Below are 19,538 nucleotides of genomic sequence, written 5' to 3' on the forward strand. Positions count from 1 at the left end.
ATCATCTACTAAAATATCCAACATGAAAAGCGAATCTATAACACCCAATAATATGAAATCACTGCTCATACTTGCATTTCTTTTGTTTGCCGGATTCATGCCCGGTGTTTTTGCACAGGAATCCGTAAAGCCGGAAAACACCGGCGGTAATACCGGAAAAGTAAGGGACCAGCTTTTCCCTACTTTTAAGAAAGATCTTGCTGATCTGAACCAAAGATCCACTTTGCCGCCGGCAGATCGGGCGGTAGTTTCAAAAGACACTAAATCCCGTCTTTTTACCAACTACCAGCCACAACGCCCTAATGCTGCACCCAAACTCCGTGCTTCCAAAACCAAACCTCTCCCTTCTGATAGCGCTGCAGTTGCAGCACCGGGTAACCAGGCCAGTAAAGCAGTTGTACCTATACCCAGCCAGGACGGCGGAACATCACCTAAAAAAAATTAAGCGCATCGTAAACTATCACAAAAATGACTATTATGAAAAAGATATGCTACCTGACCTTTCTCCTGTTGACGGTATCATTTCATATTGTATGGGCTCAAAGCGGATTAACCGGAACCAACTACCAGGCGGTAGCCCGCAATACAAATGGGACAGTACTCAGCAACCAGGCCTTAACGGTGCGTTTTTCTATTTTGGGAGGTTCTGCAGCAGGACCTGTACAATACCAGGAAACACATAGTACTTCCACCAATACCGTGGGATTATTCACTTTACAGATCGGTAAAGGAACTCCCTTAACAGGCACGTACAGCGGTGTTCCCTGGGCGAATGCCAATCAGTATTTAAAAGTTGAAATATCAATAAACGGCGGCAACTTCAGTGAGCTGGGTACTTCCCAGTTAATGAGTGTGCCGTACGCGCTGTTTGCAGCCAATGGCACTCCCGGTCCGGCCGGACCTGCGGGTGCTACCGGTCCGCAAGGCGCGAAGGGTGATCCCGGCGTAGCAGGACCTGTTGGTCCCATTGGACCGATAGGTCCCGCAGGAGCGGTAGGTCCGCAGGGAGCCAAAGGCGATCCCGGTGTAGCTGGTCCGGTTGGTCCCGTTGGACCGGCAGGTCCACAGGGAGCCAAAGGTGATCCCGGTGTAGCTGGTCCGGTTGGTCCCGTTGGACCCGCTGGAGCGGTAGGTCCGCAGGGAGCAAAAGGCGATCCCGGCGTAGCTGGTCCGGTTGGTCCAATTGGACCAGCAGGAGCGGTAGGTCCGCAGGGAGCCAAAGGTGATCCCGGTGTGGCTGGCCCGGTTGGACCCATTGGACCCGCTGGAGCGGTAGGTCCGCAGGGAGCCAAAGGTGATCCCGGTGTGGCTGGCCCGGTTGGACCCATTGGTCCGGCAGGGGCGGTAGGACCAGCCGGCCCGCAAGGTGATCCGGGTGTTGCAGGTCCACAAGGTATTCAAGGCGTACCCGGTGTAGCCGGACCAGTTGGCCCGATGGGCCCTGCCGGTCCGGTGGGTCCACAGGGTCCTGCCGGCGATATTAACGGCATAGCCGCAGGCGGTGATCTGACCGGTACCTATCCTAACCCACTTATCGGGAATGGAAAGGTAACACTGGCAAAAATTGCTGCAGGCGTTATTCCTACCACCCTCCCTCCCAACGGCCCTGCCGGAGGAGATCTTTCAGGCACCTATCCCAACCCGGTTGTACAGGCCCTGCAGGGCAAGGCGGTGAGCAATGTAGCGCCTGTGGCAGGACAAATTCTCAAATTTGATGGTGCACAATGGGTAGCAGGCGCCCCTCCCGGAGGTGGTTTAACCCTTCCATTTGTAGCGACGGAAAATAATGCGGCTACACTTTTCAGCATTACCAATGATGGCGACGGCACTTCCCTGGAAGGAATCAACAATACTACCACCAGTAGTATTGCTGCAGTGAGGGGTATTGTTAACTCCACTTCTCCTGGTGGGTTTTCCAGCGCGGTAAGAGGTATCAATAATGGAACCGGTGGTTTGGGCATAGGTGTATGGGGTTCCCAGGCCGGTTCAGGCTGGGGCGTGTACGGCGTAACTCCTAATGGACTTGGCGTGTATGGCAATAGCAGCGCTAACGGTATCGGCGTATATGCCAATAGTAATACAGGCACCGGGTTAACTGCCACCAGTAATAACGGTATTCCGGCGAGCATCTCCATTTTCAATAATGCCAATAACAATAGCGCTTTAAATGCCAACTCGGTAGGAAATGGTACGGTGGTGAATGTGACTACAAGCGGCAACGGAGCCGGGGTACAAAGCAGCACAGGCGCCGGTTTTGCGGTTCACGGTATTACCAGTGCGCAAACCTCAGCTGGTGTTGTAGGAGATAATAACGGAAATGGTGAGGCTGTTGTTGGAAGAACCACCAGCGACATTGCGGGGGCCGTAGTTGGCCGGAATGATGGCGGTGGTTATGGTGTACGCGGTTTTATTGCGACCAACACCACAGGTACCGCAGTAGGCGTATTGGGCCAGGTAGGTTTAAACAACAGTACCGGAAGAGCCGGACGTTTTGAGAATTTCAATGCCACCAATACCACCGGGAATACTTTGGAAGTGGCATCCAATGGTAATGGTAATATACCGGATAATACACAGGGTAATGCTTCTTCCTTCCTGTTAGACAACACCAATAGTGTGGGCGCTGCTGTAAGGGCTGAGGTAAATACCATTTTTGGCAACTTCGGCGCAGCCGGAGTATTTGGCGTTTCCTCCGGCACCGGCGGACGTGCCGGTTTGTTCTACGCTTCTAACCCGGCTGGTAATGGCGCGTCGCTGATCGCGTTGACAGATGGTAATGGCAATGCCATTACCGCCAATGCCGGCAAAGATGGCAACGGGGTAGAAACCAATATAGACGGAGCAGGTAATGCCCTGTATGCCTGGGTGCCTACTTTTGCCACAGGCAGGGCAGGCAGGTTTGAAATCTTTAATGACAATAATGACAATGAGGTTATTACGGTTAAAACAGTGGGTAACGGTATTGCCGGTAGCTTCAATGTAGACAGGACAACAGGTACTTCCCCCGCTGTAAAAGGAGAAGTGAATTCCATGTTTGCCAATTTCGGAACAGCAGGGATTTTCGGTCAGTCGTCTGGTACAGGAGGATACGGTGGGTTATTTTATTCTTCCAATCCGGCAGGTAGCGGTCCTGCCGTACTAGCGCTTACAGAAGGTAGTGGCAATGGCATAACTGCCAATGCCGGTGGCAACGGCGATGGTGTTGAAGCTTCCTGCGATGGAGGCGGGAATGCCATTTCCGGCTTTATACCCAACTTCGGAACAGGTAAAGCCGGCAGGTTTGCCAACTTTAATAATGCCAACGGGCAGCCGGTGGTGCACGTTACTACCACAGGTACCGGCAACACCCTGCTTATTAACCATCAGGGACCATCCGGCAGTATTGCGGTATTCCAGAGTGCCAGCGTCAATGTGGCCCGTATTAATAAAGCAGGAAGGGGATTCTTTAACGGTGGTACCCAGGCCAGTGGCGCCGATGTGGCGGAATCATTTGCAGTAGCCGGAGCGCGTATGGGTTACGAAGCCGGGGATGTACTGGTGATTTCCACCCATACAGACCGGATGGTGGAAAAATCATCTGAGCCCTATTCTACCCTGGTAGCGGGGGTATTTGCTACTAAACCAGGTTTGTTGTTAACTGAAAAGGACATTGATGCGAATTTAGATGAAGAAGTACCGATGGGTGTGATAGGCGTAATACCTACCAAAGTTTGTAATGAGAATGGCGCTATCCGTCGCGGAGATCTGCTGGTCACTTCCAGCAGGGCCGGTTATGCGATGAAGGCGGATATTGATAAAGTAAAGCCAGGTCAGGTACTTGGCAAGGCGCTGCAGGAATTCAGCGGTGCAGAAGGCAAGATCAATGTGCTGGTGAGTGTAAAATAAGTGAGTCTGAAATAACGAAAGGCGGGCATCTCCGGATGTCCGCCTTTTTTATGCCGGTATCCCGGGTTAATGCTGTAATACTTAACGCGCGTGTCCGTCTCCGGGTATCAGCACAAAAAGGCAAACAGCTCCAAAAGGAACTGTTTGCCAAATATATTGAGTTGCCTGTGAGGGCTATAACTAGATTCTGAAGTGAGAGAAAGCTTTGTTCGCTTCTGCCATACGGTGAGTATCTTCTTTCTTCTTGAATGCTGCGCCTTCACCTTTGCTTGCTGCTACGATTTCGTTTGCGAGCTTATCAGCCATGCTTTTACCGTTTCTTTCGCCGGCGAAGCGTACCAACCATTTGATGCTCAGGGATATCTTTCTGTCCGGACGAACTTCCGCAGGAATCTGGAAGGTAGCACCACCGATACGGCGGCTTCTAACTTCTACACCCGGAGTTACGTTAGCTAATGCTTTTCTCCAAACCTCGTAACCGTTTTCACCGGTCATCGTGCTTACCTTATCCACAGCATCGTAGAAAATTTTATAGGCAATGCTCTTTTTTCCTTGTTCCATTACGTTGTTAACAAAGCGGGTTACCAGCTTGTCATTGAACCGAGGATCCGGAGCCAGAGGCAATTTCTTTGCAGCTTGCTTTCTCATTTATTGAAAATTACGACTATTTATAATTATTATTTTTTAGCCTTTTCCTTTTTAGTACCATATTTGGAACGGCTCTGCTTTCTGTCTTTCACACCTGCAGTATCCAGGGAACCGCGAACGATGTGGTAACGAACACCTGGTAAATCTTTTACCCTTCCACCACGGATCAGTACGATAGAGTGCTCCTGCAAGTTGTGACCTTCACCAGGGATATAGGCAATCACCTCAACTTTGTTGGTTAAACGCACTTTCGCTACTTTACGCAGAGCGGAGTTCGGTTTCTTAGGCGTGGTAGTGTATACACGAGTACAAACGCCACGACGCTGAGGGCAGCTATCTAATGCCCTGGACTTAGACTTAGCCCGGATAATTTCTCTTCCTTTTCTTACTAATTGTTGTATAGTAGGCATTCTTTACCTAGTTTTTTTATGTCGGTTTACAATGACATCCAAATTCCCCACAAAGGGAATTTGGGACGGCAAAGGTAAAACTATATGTGTGAATAACAAAATTGTTTCGAAAATATTTTTGCCGGAATGATCTCCTGGGTAAACAGGGAAAGGTCTTATTATTCTGGTAGCAGCTCAGGATTACCAAAAACCGGATTGCAAAGGTATGATATCCGTTAGAAACTACCATAAAAAAATAGGGCCTTTTTATCGGCCCTATTCTCATGACGATAATAATATATAAAACGCTTATTTCTTGTCTATTATGTAATTCCAGTGCCGGATATCGGTGGTGCGGCCGGTACGGATATCATCCAGGCGCTGGATTACTTCCGCCCCTACTTCATATTTGGTCGTATCCAGTTTGATTTTGGTATCCAGGTAATCGAGCTGTTCTACGTAGGCAACACTGGAGGCGGTGCCGGTACCAAATACTTCCCGGAGGGTTCCATTATTATAGGCAGTTACCACCTCATCGATGGAGATGGGTCTTTCTTCCACTTTAAGTCCCATGTCTGCCAGCACATCCATTACGCTGGCGCGGGTTACGCCTTCCAGGATGGTGCCCTGGGTGAGATCCGGTGTAATGGCCGTATTGCCGATGATGACGAAAACGTTCATGGTACCGCATTCCTGCAGGTATTTATGTTCGTAGCCATCCACCCAGAGGATCTGGTCGTAGCCCTGTTTCTTTGCCTGCATGGTGGGGTACATGGTACCGCCGTAATTGCCCGCAGCCTTGGCGAAACCAACGCCACCGGGGAAAGCGCGTACATATTTATCCTGCACCAGTAATTTGATGGGTTTATTAAAATAAGCGCCGGAAGGTGAGTTGATGATGGCAAACTTATAGGTATCAGAAGGGCGGACACCAATAAATTCATCTGCCGCAATCATAAAAGGACGCAGGTAGAGGGAACAGCCCTCACCGGTGGGTACCCAGTTGCGGTCCAGGTCTATCAGTAAATCCAATCCGCCTATAAACAACCACTCCGGTACCTGGGGCATCCCCATTCTTTCGGCAGAGGTGTTAAAGCGTTTATAGTTATCATATGGCCTGAAGATCATGGGGTGACCTTCCGGATCTTTATAAGCTTTAATTCCTTCAAAAATGGCCTGCCCGTAGTGCCAGGCTGCATTTGAAGGACTTACAGACAGGTTCTGGAAAGGCAGTATCTCCGCATTTTTCCATTCTTTTCCATCGAAATCGGCCACCAGCATATGGTCGGCATACATTTTACCAAATGCCAGGTTGTTGAAATCAACCTCACTCAGCCTGCTTCGCGTAGTTTTGGTGACTTTGATCTTCTGAAGTGCCTCTTCCTTAACTGTTGATTTATCTACCATCATGGTTAATCGATTTTATCTCAATATTTTTACATTTTAATCGCTGTGCCACCGGAACCCTATCAGGACCGGCAGTGCAAATAAACTGATTTTTCCCCAGAGGGGGTTTTCACATTAAACTAAACGATAATAAATATGTCGCTTGAGCAAACCCAACTTGATCCGTACTTTCTGGCTAAAATCTTTACCCAGCCAATCATTCCCGGGAAAAGCATGCCGGCTGAAGCCGTAGAAAAAGTGGCGCCCAAAGTCAAATATTTAGGAGAAAATCAAAAAAACATTGCGCTCTTCATACAAAACGAAAACGAAGCGTACTTAAACGAAGAATTATTCAACCTCCTCACTAATATATTAAATGCCTGTAAACTGGGGATGCAGGATGTATCGCTTATTAACGTAATCCACTACCCTTCCCTCGCGTTTCCCGCCTGGCAGGCTGCCGTGAAGATAGAACGGAGCGTTGTATTTGGGATTGCACCGGAACAACTTGGGTTAAATGATATTCCATTGTATCAGCTGGTAACTGTAAACGGTACCACGTTATTGTTTTCCGATGAGCTATCCCTGATAGGCAGCGATAAAGTACTGAAAGCCAGGCTATGGGCCGGGTTAAAACAATTATTAGGCATTTAAATAAACTTCTTTTGCAATCATATGAAATTGATATTCGCTACCAATAACCCAAACAAAGTAAAAGAGTTCCGGTCGTTACTCGGTAACCAGTTTGAGATCGTTACCCTGCTGGAAGCCGGCATTGATATAGACATCCCGGAGCCACACGATACGCTGGAAGCCAATGCCACCGAAAAGTCGGCCACCATTCACCGGATGACCGGGGAAAACTGTTTTGCCGAAGATACCGGCCTGGAAATAGCAGCCCTCAACGGCGCGCCGGGTGTTTTATCTGCCCGCTACGCCGGGGAGCAGAAAGAAGCCGCCGACAACATCGCCAAAGTATTACAGGAGCTGGAAGGCCAGAACAACCGCAGTGCGCAGTTCCGCACTGTTATTTCCCTGATACTGGATGGCAAGGAACACCAGTTTGAAGGAGTGAGCAAAGGCCATATTACAACATCCGTTAAAGGAGAAAAGGGATTTGGCTACGATCCGATCTTTGTTCCGGAAGGCGAAACGCGCGCCTTTGCAGAAATGGATCTCACGGAAAAAAACAGGTACAGTCACCGGGCACGGGCCTTTGAGAAATTTGTGGCTTTCCTGAAACAAACAGCAAACGTTTAGCATCTCCCTAAAAAATAAGTATGGCAAGAGTCAAGATAGATTTACCTGCAACATTTCCTTTCAGCGTACAAATTCCTGTGCGGATCCGGGATATTAATTATGGCAACCACGTAGGCAACGATGCCATCCTGTCTATTATACATGAAGCCAGGATACAGTTCCTCGGCAACCTGGGCTATAAAGAGCTGGATCATGAAGCCGGCGCAGGTTTCATTATGGCCGATGTGGCCATTGCTTACAAAGGGGAAGGATTTTATGGAGATATATTTGATATAGCCGTTGCGGCGGGCGAATTTAATGCCCTGGGTTTTGAATTGTTTTATCTCATCACCACTAACCGTAACGGACAAACGATTACCATCGCCGAAGCTAAAACCGGTATGATATGCTTTGACTATAACGCACATAAAATAGCAAAACTGCCGGCCGATATGAAGGCACGCCTGGAAACAGGAAAATAAAACCAACAGATTATGGATATAACAGCAACACCCACTGCAGTGGAACAGGTGATTACAGCACGCCGTACGGTGAAACCCACCAGCATGAACGGCCGGAAGATTGCAGATGAAACGGTACAGCAACTGTTGCAACTCGCCGACTGGGCGCCCACACACGGGTATACAGAACCCTGGTACTTTGTGGTGTACAGCGGTGATAAAGTGCAACAATTTTGTGCAGATCATGCGGATATGTACAAGCAGCATACCCCCGCCGACAAATATATTCCGGGCAACTACGATAAACTGAAAACGCAGGGCAACCTGGCATCGCATGTACTGGCCATTTGTATGAAACGCGGGAACAATCCGAAGATCCCGGCGCTGGAGGAAATTGCCGCGGTATCATGCGCAGTGGAAAATATCTGGCTGGGCGCTACCGCCCTGGGTATTGCCGCCTACTGGGGTTCCGGCGGAATGACCTACCACCCTGCCATGCAGGAATATTTTGGTTTGGGAGAAGAAGACCTGGTACTGGGCTTCTTTTATATGGGCTATACAGACGAGCCTGCGCAACCGGGAAGAAGAATGAAACCATTTAATGAGAAGTTCAGATGGATGTAATTTTATAAGAAGATGGGGACCTGTTGATCCCCATCTTCTTATAAATTATTTTAACAGATACCCATTCGCTTCTTCCGCAAAGCTGCTGATCTGTGTAGCTACCCAATGTTCATCTTTATGTAATTCTTCCGCCATAATCCGGGCTACGGCAGGGGCTATACGCAGTGCTTCCTTTGCATCGAGGAACAACAAGCGCGTACGGCGGGCAAGAAAATCTTCAATGTTGCGGGCCATCTCCTCTTTCACGGCCCATACCACCTGTGCTTTAATGATATGATATTCCCGGCTCAGCTCCTCCTGCAAATCCGGCTGACGCGCCACCATTTGGTGCAGGTGCAATACATCGCTGCCATAGAAATACCACGGATCTTCCCAGTTCACCTTATCGGTGGCGCCATGAATTTTCAGGTGAGGGGTAGCCGAGACTGTCTCCTTCCACTTCAGCACCACTTCCAGCTTATGTATTACATCTTCCGCCATCCTGCGGTAGGTAGTCCATTTACCACCAATAATGGTAATAAGATTTGATTTGGACACAATTATTTTATGGCTGCGGGAGATTTCTTTTGTTTTATGCCCTTCCGCCCTGGCGGCGGCGAGCGGGCGAAGACCAGCCCACACACTGCGTACATCAGAACGTTGCGGCGCCCTCGATAAATACTGACCGGCCGTACGGAGAATGAAAGCAATTTCCTCTTCCAGTGCTCGGGGCTCCAGGCTGATATGCTTAACGGGGGTATCGGTAGTACCCATCACCACTTTATTATGCCAGGGAACGATAAAGAGCACCCTTCCATCGCTGGTAGACGGGATCATGAGGGCGTTATGGCCGGGCAGGAAATCGCTGTCGAGTACCAGGTGTACACCCTGACTGGCCGCAATAGATTTTGGCGCTGCCGGGTTATCCATTTCCAGTACATCATCCGCAAACACACCGGTGGCGTTGATCACCGCGCGGGTATTGAGATATATTTCCTCTCCTCCGCCCAGGGTATCCTTTACCGTTAGTCCGCTGATATTTCCAAAGCCATCTTTTCGTAAACCGGTAACCCTCATATAATTCAGCACCGTACCGCCGTTATCTGAAATAGACTGTGCCAGGTTGATGGCCAGGCGTGAATCATCAAATTGTCCGTCGTGATACAGCACGCCACCGGCGAGGTGCTCCTGCTTCAGCGTAGACAACCGCGCCAGGGTAGCTGACCTGGAAATATGCGTCGACTTCCCCAGACTGAGCCGGCCTGCCAGCCAGTCGTACATTTTGAGGCCAATCGTATATTTCAGATTCTCCCAGAAATTAAAAGTAGGAATAACAAAAGCCAGGTTACGTACCAGGTGCGGGGCATTGGCAGCCAGCAATCCGCGTTCCACACTGGCTTCCCTTACCAGCGATACATCGCCCTGTGCGAGATAACGTACGCCTCCGTGTACCAGCTTCGTGCTTTTACTGGAAGTGGATTTTGCAAAATCCACCTGCTCCAGCAATAAAGTTCTGTACCCCCGTGTTACCGCTTCCAGTGCGGCGCCGAGGCCGGTAGCCCCACCACCAATCACTATTATGTCCCAGGGTTCGAGATCCTTTTTTAATGAGGCAACAAGCATTTCTCTGTTCATAAGCTAGTTTTCATTGGTCTGCCAATCATATACAAAATACTGAGGAATCGGATACCGGACAAATCAAAGCGGCCGATTCCAGAAAACTTAACGGCCGGGAGGGTTAAAAGTTTTAAATTCAGGAACATTTAGGCATTAAAAATGTTCCTCCATAGAGATCATTCAACTTTATAGCTTCGTATGTTTACCAGGATTCAACTCAATTACAGATATTTTCTACAGCTGCTGATACTCACGGTTGTTATTACCGGCAGTTACAACGCCACGGCACAGCGCAGCAAGCGAAAACCAAAATCCGATACCATTCACATGGTAGCTGTTGACAGCGCCACCATCAGCAAAAATATCCAGGCCCTGTCAAAAGATACCAGCCGGGTAAAAAAATCGGACACGTCTGTATCCATCCTGATCAACCGTATTGAAAGCTACACCCTGACGCTGAACGATCTTATGAGTTCCCTCCGGCGCGGATTTGATACCTCCCGTATCAGCGACGGACTGCCGCTGACAGATACGTCCCTCGCGCTGATAAAATACAATATTGCCAGCCTGGGCCGCACCCCCAACATCAACGATATATATACCAACAAAGTAATGCTGGAGCAGTTGCAGCGCAAACTCACCTCCTGGCAAACCGCCCTCTTTTCCTACTATGACAAACTGATAAACATTAATGACACCATCCACACAATCCGGGGCGATACCGCCATGCGCAACATTCCTTCCGAAGATGAACTGTACGGCTTTTATATAGGCCAGGTAACCAACCTCATTCTTAAATTCCGCTCGGTAGACAGTGCGAATAAGGCCAGTCTTATTAAGATAGGGCTGCTGCAAAACAGGGTGGCCAACCGGTATATTGAAGTCTCCAATCTTTACGAGGACATGGACTACCGCCTGAAGCAGTTTGCTTCCAATATGTTTGTGCGCGACTACCGGTACCTGTGGAAGCCTCACCGCGACAGCATCAACCCTCTTGAGTTTTTCCCGGTGCTGAAAAACTCGCTGCATAAAAGCACCAAGGTGTTAGCCATCTTCTTTTCCATACAGTGGCCGATATTTTTTGTGTGGCTGTTGCTCGCTGTATTGTTTTCCTGGTGGGTATACAACAATATCAGGCGCATCCGGCATAACCACAACGAACAGGAAGGGGAAACGATCCTGCAGCACGCCCGGTACCTCTACCGCTACCCCGTGGCCTGCACCGTTGTGCTGATTGCTTCGCTATCGTCCGTATTATCTGTACGTTACCCTATTCTTTTTACAGAAATCACCTGGGGTTTAGATGTGATTGCGCTGACCATTATCTTCCGCACACATCTTCCTAAAACATTATTCAAAAGCTGGCTGTTACTGATCGGCTTACTGTTTGTTTACAGTTTGAATAACCTGCTGATAGAAATTACTTATGCAGAACAATGGGGATTATTAATCGGCGCCATTCTTTCGCTCCTGCTCGGGAACCGCCTGTTGAAAGAATCTTCCCTCACCACCTTTGCACAACCGAAATTCACCCGGCCGGTGCTGATGCTATTCATGCTCACCAGCGCGTTTTCCCTGATCATGGTTATTTTAGCCAGGGTAGGCACTGCCAAAATTATGGGATCTACCGCTGTTGTAAGTGCCGTGATGGCCCTGAGCCTGTTTATCCTCGTGAAGATACTGATGGAATCCGTTTACCTGCAGGTAGAAGCCAATAAAGATTCCAGCACATTCATATCTTTTATGGACTACCAGGAAGTGCAGAAAAAGCTGAAAACATTTCTCACCATCCTGGCTTTTGTAGGATGGCTGGCGATCATATCCCGCTGCGTTTATTTGTATGATACCATTTACGATGTTATTGTCGATTTCCTTTCTTCCCGGCATAAGCTTGGTAATTCAGATTTCACCTTCAGCAGCATCATCATTTTTATACTGGTGATATGGGTAGCCACGGTGGCCTCCCAACTGATTGCCTATATGTTTGGAAATACCGGTCAAAGTGCCAATCCCAATAAAAAAACAAAATTCGGTTCCGCCCTGCTGTTATTGCGGCTGGCCGTACTGGCCGGTGGTGTATTACTGGCATTTGCTGCCTCCGGCATCCCGATGGATAAAATCACCATCATCATAGGCGCCCTCGGTGTAGGTATCGGCTTTGGTTTACAAAACGTGGTAAATAACCTCGTATCCGGTATCATCCTTGCTTTTGAAAAGCCGATAGAAATTGGAGATGTGATAGAACTCGGACCCCGCTCCGGCGTTGTAAAAGAAATAGGCATCCGCTCCAGTAAGATCAGTGCCTACGATGGCTCCGAAGTAATTGTTCCCAATGGTGACCTGATATCGCAACAACTGATCAACTGGACCAGGGCCAACCGGAATAAACGAATCACCTTTGCTCTTGGTGTTGGCTATGGCAGCAATATTGACCAGGTTACGGAGATTATTCAATCTGCCTTTACCGATCGTAAAGATGTGCTTACTATTCCGGCCCCGTTTATACAACTTACCGACTTCGGAGATAACGCCGTGAATTTCAAGGTGTATTTCTGGGTAGGCGACCTGGATAATGCGGGCAGGCTTCAAAATGAGGTGATGTCGTTCATTTACACGGCCCTTAATCAGGCAGGTATTGAAATTCCTTATCCACAGCGGGATTTGCATATCCGGTCTGTAGATGAATCCTTATTAAAAAAATGGGATAAGCCGGCTCCGGGCGGCACGCTTTAAAAAAAATTATAAAAAAACGTTGGATTCATTTTGAATTTTCATTTTTAAGCCGTTATCTTTGCACTCCCGTTTTGGAGCAGCAGGCGCTACTGATAGTAGTTACAGCGGTCCGGATGGAGAATAAGGCGAGGTAGCTCAGGTGGTTAGAGCGTTGGATTCATAACCCAAAGGTCTCGGGTTCAACTCCCGATCTCGCTACGAAGAAAGCCGCATCATATGATGCGGCTTTCTTATTTTCTAAGTAGCTGATTAAGACCTATTTAGTTTTTCCCTCTCCTAGCTCCCACACAATTACAGTTTTTCTTACCTTCATAAAATATTAATTTTCAACGTACAATGTTTTCAACTCCCATTAGGGGTATCTAAAAAACTTAGCTGAAAAATCGAATAGAATTAGCAAATAGTTTCAGCGATTAACTCAACAATTAAAGTGGCTAATTGATTTTCTGCTGCCAGTAGTTTGTCCTCATCAATCGCTATTTCTACGCTACAATCAGAGAGCCAATTAGTAGCAGAAACGACGGATACCAGCTGCAATAAGCTCTCCTCCTTCAGCTCCTCACTTAAATGCATAAACGCCGGATGCAGGTACGAGGCACTGAATTTTTTTCCATCATAAATCAGCCCTGCTTCAAATATCTTCCGCATAAACCTTTGCCTGGAAGCCATCTTGCAATGGTCAAAGACTTTCCTTGCGTTTAGTAATAAGGGAATAATTCTCCCGAATTTCTCCTGAAGGGCCTGCAACTCCCTTGCCAGATCATCAATTTCTTTCTGCAAAACAGACTTTTGTTCTCTTAATTTGCTGTACCATTTCTTATATGAAGAAGGCTCTATTTGGTCATTTAATAAACACTCCTCCAACCTTTCGCACTTCTGCTCTATTTCTGCAATTTCCTTTTGATTGTTTTTTGTGGTCAAAATTTCAACGTTTAACATGCTTCCTAGTTGTTCCTTGGTAGCTCCTTCTATAGCAGCCTTCAAATGCTGCGAGAAAATCAACTTACTCAGCAAGACCAGGAAGACCGCATGCAAGGCATCAGCGCGGTAATTAGGCCTTCCTTCACGGAGACACCTGTAATACAAATAATATTGCATTGATTTGCCCCTGCTGAATGATCCGGTATAAGCTGCACCACATGCACAATAAAGGACCCCGTAAGAAAATCTCGTCTGTCGGTGTTACTCTCGGCTTAGGCTTACTGTTTAATAATTCCTGAACCCTCCAGAAAACGTCTTCTTTGATCAATGGCTCATGTAATCCTTGAACGAATTTCTCCGGCTTTTTATCGTAAGCAGGAATCTTAATAAGTCCGGCACACACCGAGTTCGTCAATACTCTAACCAGTGCACTCTTCCCTTTTAACGTAAATCCTTTCTTTCTGGCATCTTCTGTAATTTGCTTATGAGGTAGTCCTGTTACGAAATCATCAAACATCTGTACAATAATAGGCGCCCTCGCCGGGTCGACAACAATGATAGGCCTATCGTTTTCATCTCTTTTATTCTTATAGCCAAATGGTGCGGTATTAACGACTCTTCCGGATTCCCGCGCCAACCTTATCCCCCGCCTGGTTCTCTCCCTGATTCGAAGCAGTTCATTATTGGCTAACAATAGTTTGAAGGCACGGCTCAAAAAAGTATCCGGCGACCTGGTATCTGTATTTGTCGGCTCGCAAACGGATAACACTTTTACATTAAGGCTCTTTGCAAGTTGGTCTATCTTCATTAACGCCTCCGAGAGATTGCGGCTAAACCGGTCATGGTCCAGGATGATGAGATAACTCACTTCTCCTTTATGTTGCTTGATAAACCTCTCCAGGGCCTGCCAATTCGGTCGATCAAAAGAATAGCTGCTTTCACCTTCATCTGTAAAAACAGCTAGTAGATTTAGCGTGTAATGGGCACAATAGTCTATGATGGCTTTTCGCTGGTAAGGAATGGAGTAAGTAGATTGGTCTTTGGTGGAGATTCTGGCGTAGCCAATTGCGTCATTGGTGGGAGTGTTTTTCATAATCATTTAGTTTTTATGAATTCATAAAATGAAATTGATGCCTTGAAAACACGTCTCCACTCCAAGTATATAATTGATACTCGAATGAAGAACCAAGAGAAAACATGACTTCTGTTATAAAGCCTGACTGGGAGATATTACCTGTTGATTAATCTTGAGAATTAACTCAAATAACATGGACAGGTACATGAAATTTTTATGTAGAGCATTGATAAATTGAGCCCTCAGACTTATAGCCAACAAATCAGGTTTTTCGGCAATGGCGAAAATTCAGGAAAGCATTTCTCCTATATAATAGCATTTAAATCCCACAATCAACTAGACAAGTTTGCGATTTGTAAATTCCCTTTTTATCCTGAAAATATTAAACTTAAAAAATACTTAACGGAAAAACTCGTATAAATAGCTTAAATTCAAATTCTAGATAGATGACTCGCACAATACATAATACAATATGTCGTCTAGCTCCACCGGTTAATACACTCAAAATTTGACCATATATTGAACCTATATTGGTGTCCAGACGTAGGCCCACACTTCATTTACAAACTAATTTAACATAGATTAATTAGTGCCATGATAAATTTCATGAAGTACCTTATGAAAAGGAAAAATTCACGGATATCCATGCAAATAAAAAATACCAAAATATTTCAGCAATAAATGGATATTCCATTGGATACTATTGAGCATACTCGAGAACATTAGCCCTGTTATAAAACGAAGACGCTTTAAATATCATCAACCGAAACAGTCTTCATCAATGGGCTTTTCAATTACTAGCATTTATAATCCGAACTACAAGGATACAATCTTATGTATATTAAAACTATTAAAATATCAGGCTATAGAGCATTCAATAAAGAATTCAAGGTCGCTCTTAATAAAGGATTAAATGTAATAGTTGGCGAAAATGCGTCTGGAAAAAGTACCATAATAGATGCAATAAGGCTAATATTACATGAGGACGAATATAGTAGAACAGGCATCAGTGAAGTTGATTTTCACCGACCAATAGATACCCCTTCTAAAAGCAAAGGAGCTGATAGAATCTCCATCTCCTGTGAGTTTAATGAGTTAACTGAAGATGAACAGGTTGCGTATTTACCGTGGCTCGATTTAAATGATATGCAAAAAGCTAAACTAAATCTTATTATTGAAAACAAAGAGGACATTCGAGGAAACTTCAAGCGAAAAATGTGGGGAAATCAATCAGAAACAGGATTATTTGAATGGGAACTGCTTCACAGAATCAATTGTATCTACTTACCTCCCTTAAGAGATGCTGAGGCCAAGCTAAGAGGATACAAAGGGTCCAGGATTGCTCGACTGCTAAAGAATCTTAGAAAAGAAGAAGAGGAGGATCATCCATTGGAAAAGAAATTTGCTAATCTCAACAAAGAACTACTACGTGACTCCTCCGTCCAAATAGCCAATAAATACATTCAAGACAACATAAAAAAATCTGTCGGGGCCGTTTTTGGTCAAGATACATCTTTACAATTTACTGAGATTAATTTTGATAGAATTGTCGAAAGAATACGGCTTCTTTTCTATCCGTTACTACCTGGGCCAAATGAAAAAACGGAAATTAGTATGTTCCGAGAACTAAGTGAAAATAGTTTAGGCCATAACAACATCCTTTATCTGGCAACAATTCTCGCAGAGTTAGAAGGAACAGAGAACCTCAATTCGTTTCATAAAATATTACTTATTGAGGAGCCGGAGGCACACTTACACCCACAATTGCAAATTCGTTTGCTTAAATATCTCCAAGAAAAATCAATTGAAGATAAAATTCAAATCATCGTAACTACGCATTCTCCAACTTTAGCATCCAGTGTCGATTTAGATACTATAAAAGTCGTCACACCAATATCATTAAAAGAAAATCCCATATACACGTCTTTAGTGGACTGTGGTCTTCTACCTAACTCTAAAAAGTTTATAGAAAGATGGCTGGATATTACAAAGTCGGTACTATTATTTGCGAAAGGTGTATTATTTGTTGAGGGAATTGCTGAAGGACTAATTGTAAAAGAACTATCAAACAAAGCTCTACAACAGTTTAAGTTGGAAAAACCCGATAGAATATTTCATAATACACTAGATGAGTATGGAATTTCGATAATCAACATGAATGGGATTTATTTTGATCATTTTTTCCCTTTATTTCAGGGATACTACAAACTTGCGAATAACACATTTAGCCCTAGCGCAAGTATTCCAATAAAATGCGCAGGCTTAACAGATAACGATCCTCCGAAAATCTCACAACCAACATCACAGAACCCCATTCAGGGCTCCAATAGACTGCTTCCATTGATTCCCGAATTAATTGCCAACTCTCAAAACTGTAGACTATTCAGCAATTTGAAAACCTTGGAGTATGACCTAGCACTAGAAGGTAACAACTTGGCTCTAATGTCTGACGTAGCATTAAGTTTTATAACAACAAATGGAGAGATTCGGGATACTTTTGAACGATACATTCAAACAAATTGGCGAGAAGAGGAAATTACAGATAAAGCAAATGCTGCCTATTATTTGTTAAATCATATCGACAAAGGAGAATTTGCCCAGGAATTAGCTATAAGATTATCTAATCCCAATATACAATTTGTAATTCCTGAATATATTTTGAATGCATTTAAATGGCTTGTTGGCTATGAAGAAGAATAAAAAACTTACTATAATAGGAAAGCTTTCCGAAAAGCTAAAATGTAGCTTGGAAGAACTGAACAAATTAAGCGAACAACAAACTAACTATATAAACTACCGCACTTCTCAATCTACCTTTTTGGAGGCTTGTGCAGGAGGAGGGAAAACTGAAGTTATCGGTTTAAAAACAGCATATGAGATCAAACGTTGGGTGAATCCAAATGGAGGACTAGCTATAATCACCTTTACCAACAGCGCTGCCAATGAATTAGACAACCGAGTTAAAAAATATGCTGGAATATCAGCCAGCTTATTCCCTCATTTCATTGGAACTTTTGACAGTTGGCTTCATAGCTATTTATTGCAACCGTTTTCCCATTATCTAACGAGATACGCTGGAAAAGATGGCGATAAAAGCATAAGAATTATTCTAGAAGACAAGCATGCAGGTTTTCTTACAAATTATACGGTCAATCTTACAAGGGGGGGCCAATCCAGACCCATTAGAGCCACTCAGTATTATTGCTCCCCCAATTGGGATAATTTTGATAGCTTTGATGAAGATATTAGCCGTTTATTAACCTCACAGCCTCTCACACGAGGAGAGATAGCAAGTTTAATCGCAAACAAAAAAAAGTTTATAACAGCTGGGTTTGCCACATATTCAGATGCTGAAATGGTCTGCCATCAGCTATTATCAGCATATCCCGATCTTAGAGAGAAAATTAGCGCTCGATTTCCCATAATATTTATAGATGAATGCCAAGATCTTTCACACAGCCAGATTGAAATCTTAAATATATTAAAGTCTCGGGGAGTGCATCTTCACTTTATCGGAGACCTTCATCAGGCCATTTATGACTTTAGAAAGGTTGATCCCAGCGAAACACGGAAATATGTTGATGAACATCAATTTGTAAATTTAAAGTTAACTAATAACTATAGAAGTTGTCAACAAATAGTTGATATTTCCAATACTGTTATTGGCCAACGAATAAGGGTAAATGCAAATCTAACAGCGATAAGTCAAACCCCATGTATAATATGGCAATATGACGATACTTCGTTTTCGCAATTACCAACCAGATTTGACAATTTGGTTGCTGCACATGATTTATCAATTGACAAATGCGCCATTCTTGCTCGTGGAAAGTCTACTATTTCGCCATTAAAATCACAAAGTGGTAAAAAAGACTATTCAAAAGTAGAACTATTTGTAGCAGCAATTGAGTCTTGGTATAAACCCAGTCGAAATGCCACGGACCTAATGAATGCATTAGAATACCTTGGACGCTTCTTTTGTATGTTAGGCTATGATGGTAATGGCAGTTTCCGAGAACAATATCGTCCGGATAGCTTTAACAATATACAGTGGCGGCAATTGTTAAAGAAGATACTCTGCCAATGTGTCGATTTATATCCTTTCGAAGAAAATGGGAATGACATCAACTGGAATTCATGGATTCCAAAGCTGAAAACGTTTTTACCTACTGTCTGGCATGAGCTAAGGGGAAGGACCAAAGAGTTTGCTCAAATTGCGAGGAAAATAAGAGTTCCCAATGGCGAAGGAAATAATTCTGTAAAAAGTGCTCTACAAAATGCTGTTATAGAAAATCGGTTTAGAACTACTACAATCCACAGCGTAAAAGGGGAAACCTTAGATGCTGTCCTATTAGTGTCCCATAAAAATAGATTAAGCAAGGGAGGGCATTTTTCTCATTGGCTAAGAGATGGAAATCATGAGGAAGAACATATAAGATTTGCTTATGTTGCATGTTCTAGACCTAAACACCTGTTAGTCATAGCCACTCCTGTCTTAAGCCAAGACGAACTAAATCGATTAATAAATTTAGGGTTTATATATCAACCTTAGCAATATCCTTAAGATATCAAAACATATTT

At 45.0% G+C, this 19,538-nt stretch carries 15 protein-coding genes and 1 tRNA gene; 10 read left to right on the forward strand and 6 right to left on the reverse strand.

Annotation, left to right across the window (positions count from 1 at the left end):
• Positions 1-22: 22 nt before the first annotated feature.
• Both B5Z18_RS17575 and B5Z18_RS17580 read left to right on the forward strand, forming a co-directional pair.
• Positions 23-445, forward strand: coding sequence for a hypothetical protein (locus B5Z18_RS17575; RefSeq protein ID WP_079470782.1), 423 nt, complete (start codon positions 23-25; stop codon positions 443-445).
• A gap of 32 nt (positions 446-477) precedes the next feature.
• Complete coding sequence (locus tag B5Z18_RS17580; RefSeq protein WP_159454339.1) at positions 478-3,885, forward strand: collagen-like domain-containing protein; 3,408 nt, start codon at positions 478-480, stop codon at positions 3,883-3,885.
• A gap of 180 nt (positions 3,886-4,065) precedes the next feature.
• Here the strand turns inward: B5Z18_RS17580 and rpsG are convergent, their stop codons facing one another.
• The 3 genes from rpsG to B5Z18_RS17595 all read right to left on the reverse strand — a co-directional run bounded on the left by rpsG (position 4,066) and on the right by B5Z18_RS17595 (position 6,332).
• Positions 4,066-4,533, reverse strand: coding sequence for a 30S ribosomal protein S7 (gene rpsG / locus B5Z18_RS17585; protein ID WP_079470783.1), 468 nt, complete (start codon positions 4,531-4,533; stop codon positions 4,066-4,068).
• Positions 4,534-4,562: 29 nt separating this feature from the next.
• On the reverse strand, positions 4,563-4,943 hold the full coding sequence (rpsL, locus tag B5Z18_RS17590) for a 30S ribosomal protein S12 (protein WP_012789278.1): 381 nt from the start codon (positions 4,941-4,943) through the stop codon (positions 4,563-4,565).
• A gap of 288 nt (positions 4,944-5,231) precedes the next feature.
• On the reverse strand, positions 5,232-6,332 hold the full coding sequence (locus tag B5Z18_RS17595; protein WP_235015950.1) for a branched-chain amino acid aminotransferase: 1,101 nt from the start codon (positions 6,330-6,332) through the stop codon (positions 5,232-5,234).
• A 132-nt stretch (positions 6,333-6,464) separates the two neighbouring features.
• Between B5Z18_RS17595 and B5Z18_RS17600 the strand changes: the two genes are divergently transcribed.
• From B5Z18_RS17600 to B5Z18_RS17615, 4 genes are read left to right on the forward strand one after another with little or no spacing between them, the layout of a single operon-like run.
• On the forward strand, positions 6,465-6,962 hold the full coding sequence (locus B5Z18_RS17600) for a hypothetical protein (RefSeq protein WP_079470784.1): 498 nt from the start codon (positions 6,465-6,467) through the stop codon (positions 6,960-6,962).
• 21 nt (positions 6,963-6,983) lie between these two features.
• Positions 6,984-7,568, forward strand: a complete 585-nt coding sequence (rdgB, locus tag B5Z18_RS17605; protein WP_079470785.1) for an RdgB/HAM1 family non-canonical purine NTP pyrophosphatase — start codon at positions 6,984-6,986, stop codon at positions 7,566-7,568.
• A 20-nt stretch (positions 7,569-7,588) separates the two neighbouring features.
• Positions 7,589-8,029 (forward strand): acyl-CoA thioesterase, encoded by a 441-nt coding sequence (locus B5Z18_RS17610; protein ID WP_079470786.1) that lies wholly within the window; start codon positions 7,589-7,591, stop codon positions 8,027-8,029.
• 12 nt (positions 8,030-8,041) lie between these two features.
• Entirely contained in the window at positions 8,042-8,632 is a 591-nt protein-coding gene (locus tag B5Z18_RS17615) for a nitroreductase family protein (RefSeq protein ID WP_079470787.1), read from the forward strand.
• Between the two features lie 45 nt (positions 8,633-8,677).
• Here B5Z18_RS17615 and B5Z18_RS17620 read toward each other — a convergent pair whose 3' ends face one another.
• Positions 8,678-10,246: a glycerol-3-phosphate dehydrogenase/oxidase gene (locus B5Z18_RS17620; protein WP_079470788.1), complete on the reverse strand. Its 1,569-nt coding sequence runs from the start codon at positions 10,244-10,246 to the stop codon at positions 8,678-8,680.
• Positions 10,247-10,426: 180 nt separating this feature from the next.
• Between B5Z18_RS17620 and B5Z18_RS17625 the strand changes: the two genes are divergently transcribed.
• A complete protein-coding gene (locus B5Z18_RS17625; RefSeq protein WP_079470789.1) occupies positions 10,427-12,961 on the forward strand; it encodes a mechanosensitive ion channel family protein in 2,535 nt (844 codons plus the stop codon).
• A gap of 124 nt (positions 12,962-13,085) precedes the next feature.
• A tRNA-Met gene (locus B5Z18_RS17630) sits at positions 13,086-13,159 on the forward strand.
• Positions 13,160-13,354: 195 nt separating this feature from the next.
• Here the strand turns inward: B5Z18_RS17630 and B5Z18_RS17635 are convergent.
• Both B5Z18_RS17635 and B5Z18_RS17640 read right to left on the reverse strand, forming a co-directional pair.
• Entirely contained in the window at positions 13,355-14,059 is a 705-nt protein-coding gene (locus B5Z18_RS17635; RefSeq protein WP_079470790.1) for a hypothetical protein, read from the reverse strand.
• A complete protein-coding gene (locus B5Z18_RS17640) occupies positions 14,025-14,975 on the reverse strand; it encodes a recombinase family protein (RefSeq protein WP_159454340.1) in 951 nt (316 codons plus the stop codon). The genes B5Z18_RS17635 and B5Z18_RS17640 overlap by 35 nt, the downstream gene beginning before the upstream one ends.
• An 816-nt stretch (positions 14,976-15,791) precedes the next feature.
• Here B5Z18_RS17640 and B5Z18_RS17645 point away from each other — a divergent pair.
• Both B5Z18_RS17645 and B5Z18_RS17650 read left to right on the forward strand, forming a co-directional pair.
• A complete protein-coding gene (locus tag B5Z18_RS17645) occupies positions 15,792-17,657 on the forward strand; it encodes an ATP-dependent nuclease (RefSeq protein ID WP_079470792.1) in 1,866 nt (621 codons plus the stop codon).
• Entirely contained in the window at positions 17,644-19,509 is a 1,866-nt protein-coding gene (locus B5Z18_RS17650) for an ATP-dependent helicase (RefSeq protein ID WP_159454341.1), read from the forward strand. The genes B5Z18_RS17645 and B5Z18_RS17650 overlap by 14 nt, the downstream gene beginning before the upstream one ends.
• Positions 19,510-19,538 lie beyond the last annotated feature (29 nt).

Source organism: Chitinophaga ginsengisegetis (assembly GCF_900168065.1).
Lineage (GTDB): Bacteria > Bacteroidota > Bacteroidia > Chitinophagales > Chitinophagaceae > Chitinophaga > Chitinophaga ginsengisegetis.

Bases quoted from the DNA above. Each gene is read 5' to 3' on its own strand.
- B5Z18_RS17575 (WP_079470782.1), top strand. From the start codon at position 23: ATGAAAAGCGAATCTATAACACCCAATAATATGAAATCACTGCTCATA.
- B5Z18_RS17580 (WP_159454339.1), top strand. From the start codon at position 478: ATGAAAAAGATATGCTACCTGACCTTTCTCCTGTTGACGGTATCATTT.
- rpsG (WP_079470783.1), bottom strand. From the start codon at position 4,533: ATGAGAAAGCAAGCTGCAAAGAAATTGCCTCTGGCTCCGGATCCTCGG.
- rpsL (WP_012789278.1), bottom strand. From the start codon at position 4,943: ATGCCTACTATACAACAATTAGTAAGAAAAGGAAGAGAAATTATCCGG.
- B5Z18_RS17595 (WP_235015950.1), bottom strand. From the start codon at position 6,332: ATGATGGTAGATAAATCAACAGTTAAGGAAGAGGCACTTCAGAAGATC.
- B5Z18_RS17600 (WP_079470784.1), top strand. From the start codon at position 6,465: ATGTCGCTTGAGCAAACCCAACTTGATCCGTACTTTCTGGCTAAAATC.
- rdgB (WP_079470785.1), top strand. From the start codon at position 6,984: ATGAAATTGATATTCGCTACCAATAACCCAAACAAAGTAAAAGAGTTC.
- B5Z18_RS17610 (WP_079470786.1), top strand. From the start codon at position 7,589: ATGGCAAGAGTCAAGATAGATTTACCTGCAACATTTCCTTTCAGCGTA.
- B5Z18_RS17615 (WP_079470787.1), top strand. From the start codon at position 8,042: ATGGATATAACAGCAACACCCACTGCAGTGGAACAGGTGATTACAGCA.
- B5Z18_RS17620 (WP_079470788.1), bottom strand. From the start codon at position 10,246: ATGAACAGAGAAATGCTTGTTGCCTCATTAAAAAAGGATCTCGAACCC.
- B5Z18_RS17625 (WP_079470789.1), top strand. From the start codon at position 10,427: ATGTTTACCAGGATTCAACTCAATTACAGATATTTTCTACAGCTGCTG.
- B5Z18_RS17635 (WP_079470790.1), bottom strand. From the start codon at position 14,059: ATGCAATATTATTTGTATTACAGGTGTCTCCGTGAAGGAAGGCCTAAT.
- B5Z18_RS17640 (WP_159454340.1), bottom strand. From the start codon at position 14,975: ATGAAAAACACTCCCACCAATGACGCAATTGGCTACGCCAGAATCTCC.
- B5Z18_RS17645 (WP_079470792.1), top strand. From the start codon at position 15,792: ATGTATATTAAAACTATTAAAATATCAGGCTATAGAGCATTCAATAAA.
- B5Z18_RS17650 (WP_159454341.1), top strand. From the start codon at position 17,644: ATGAAGAAGAATAAAAAACTTACTATAATAGGAAAGCTTTCCGAAAAG.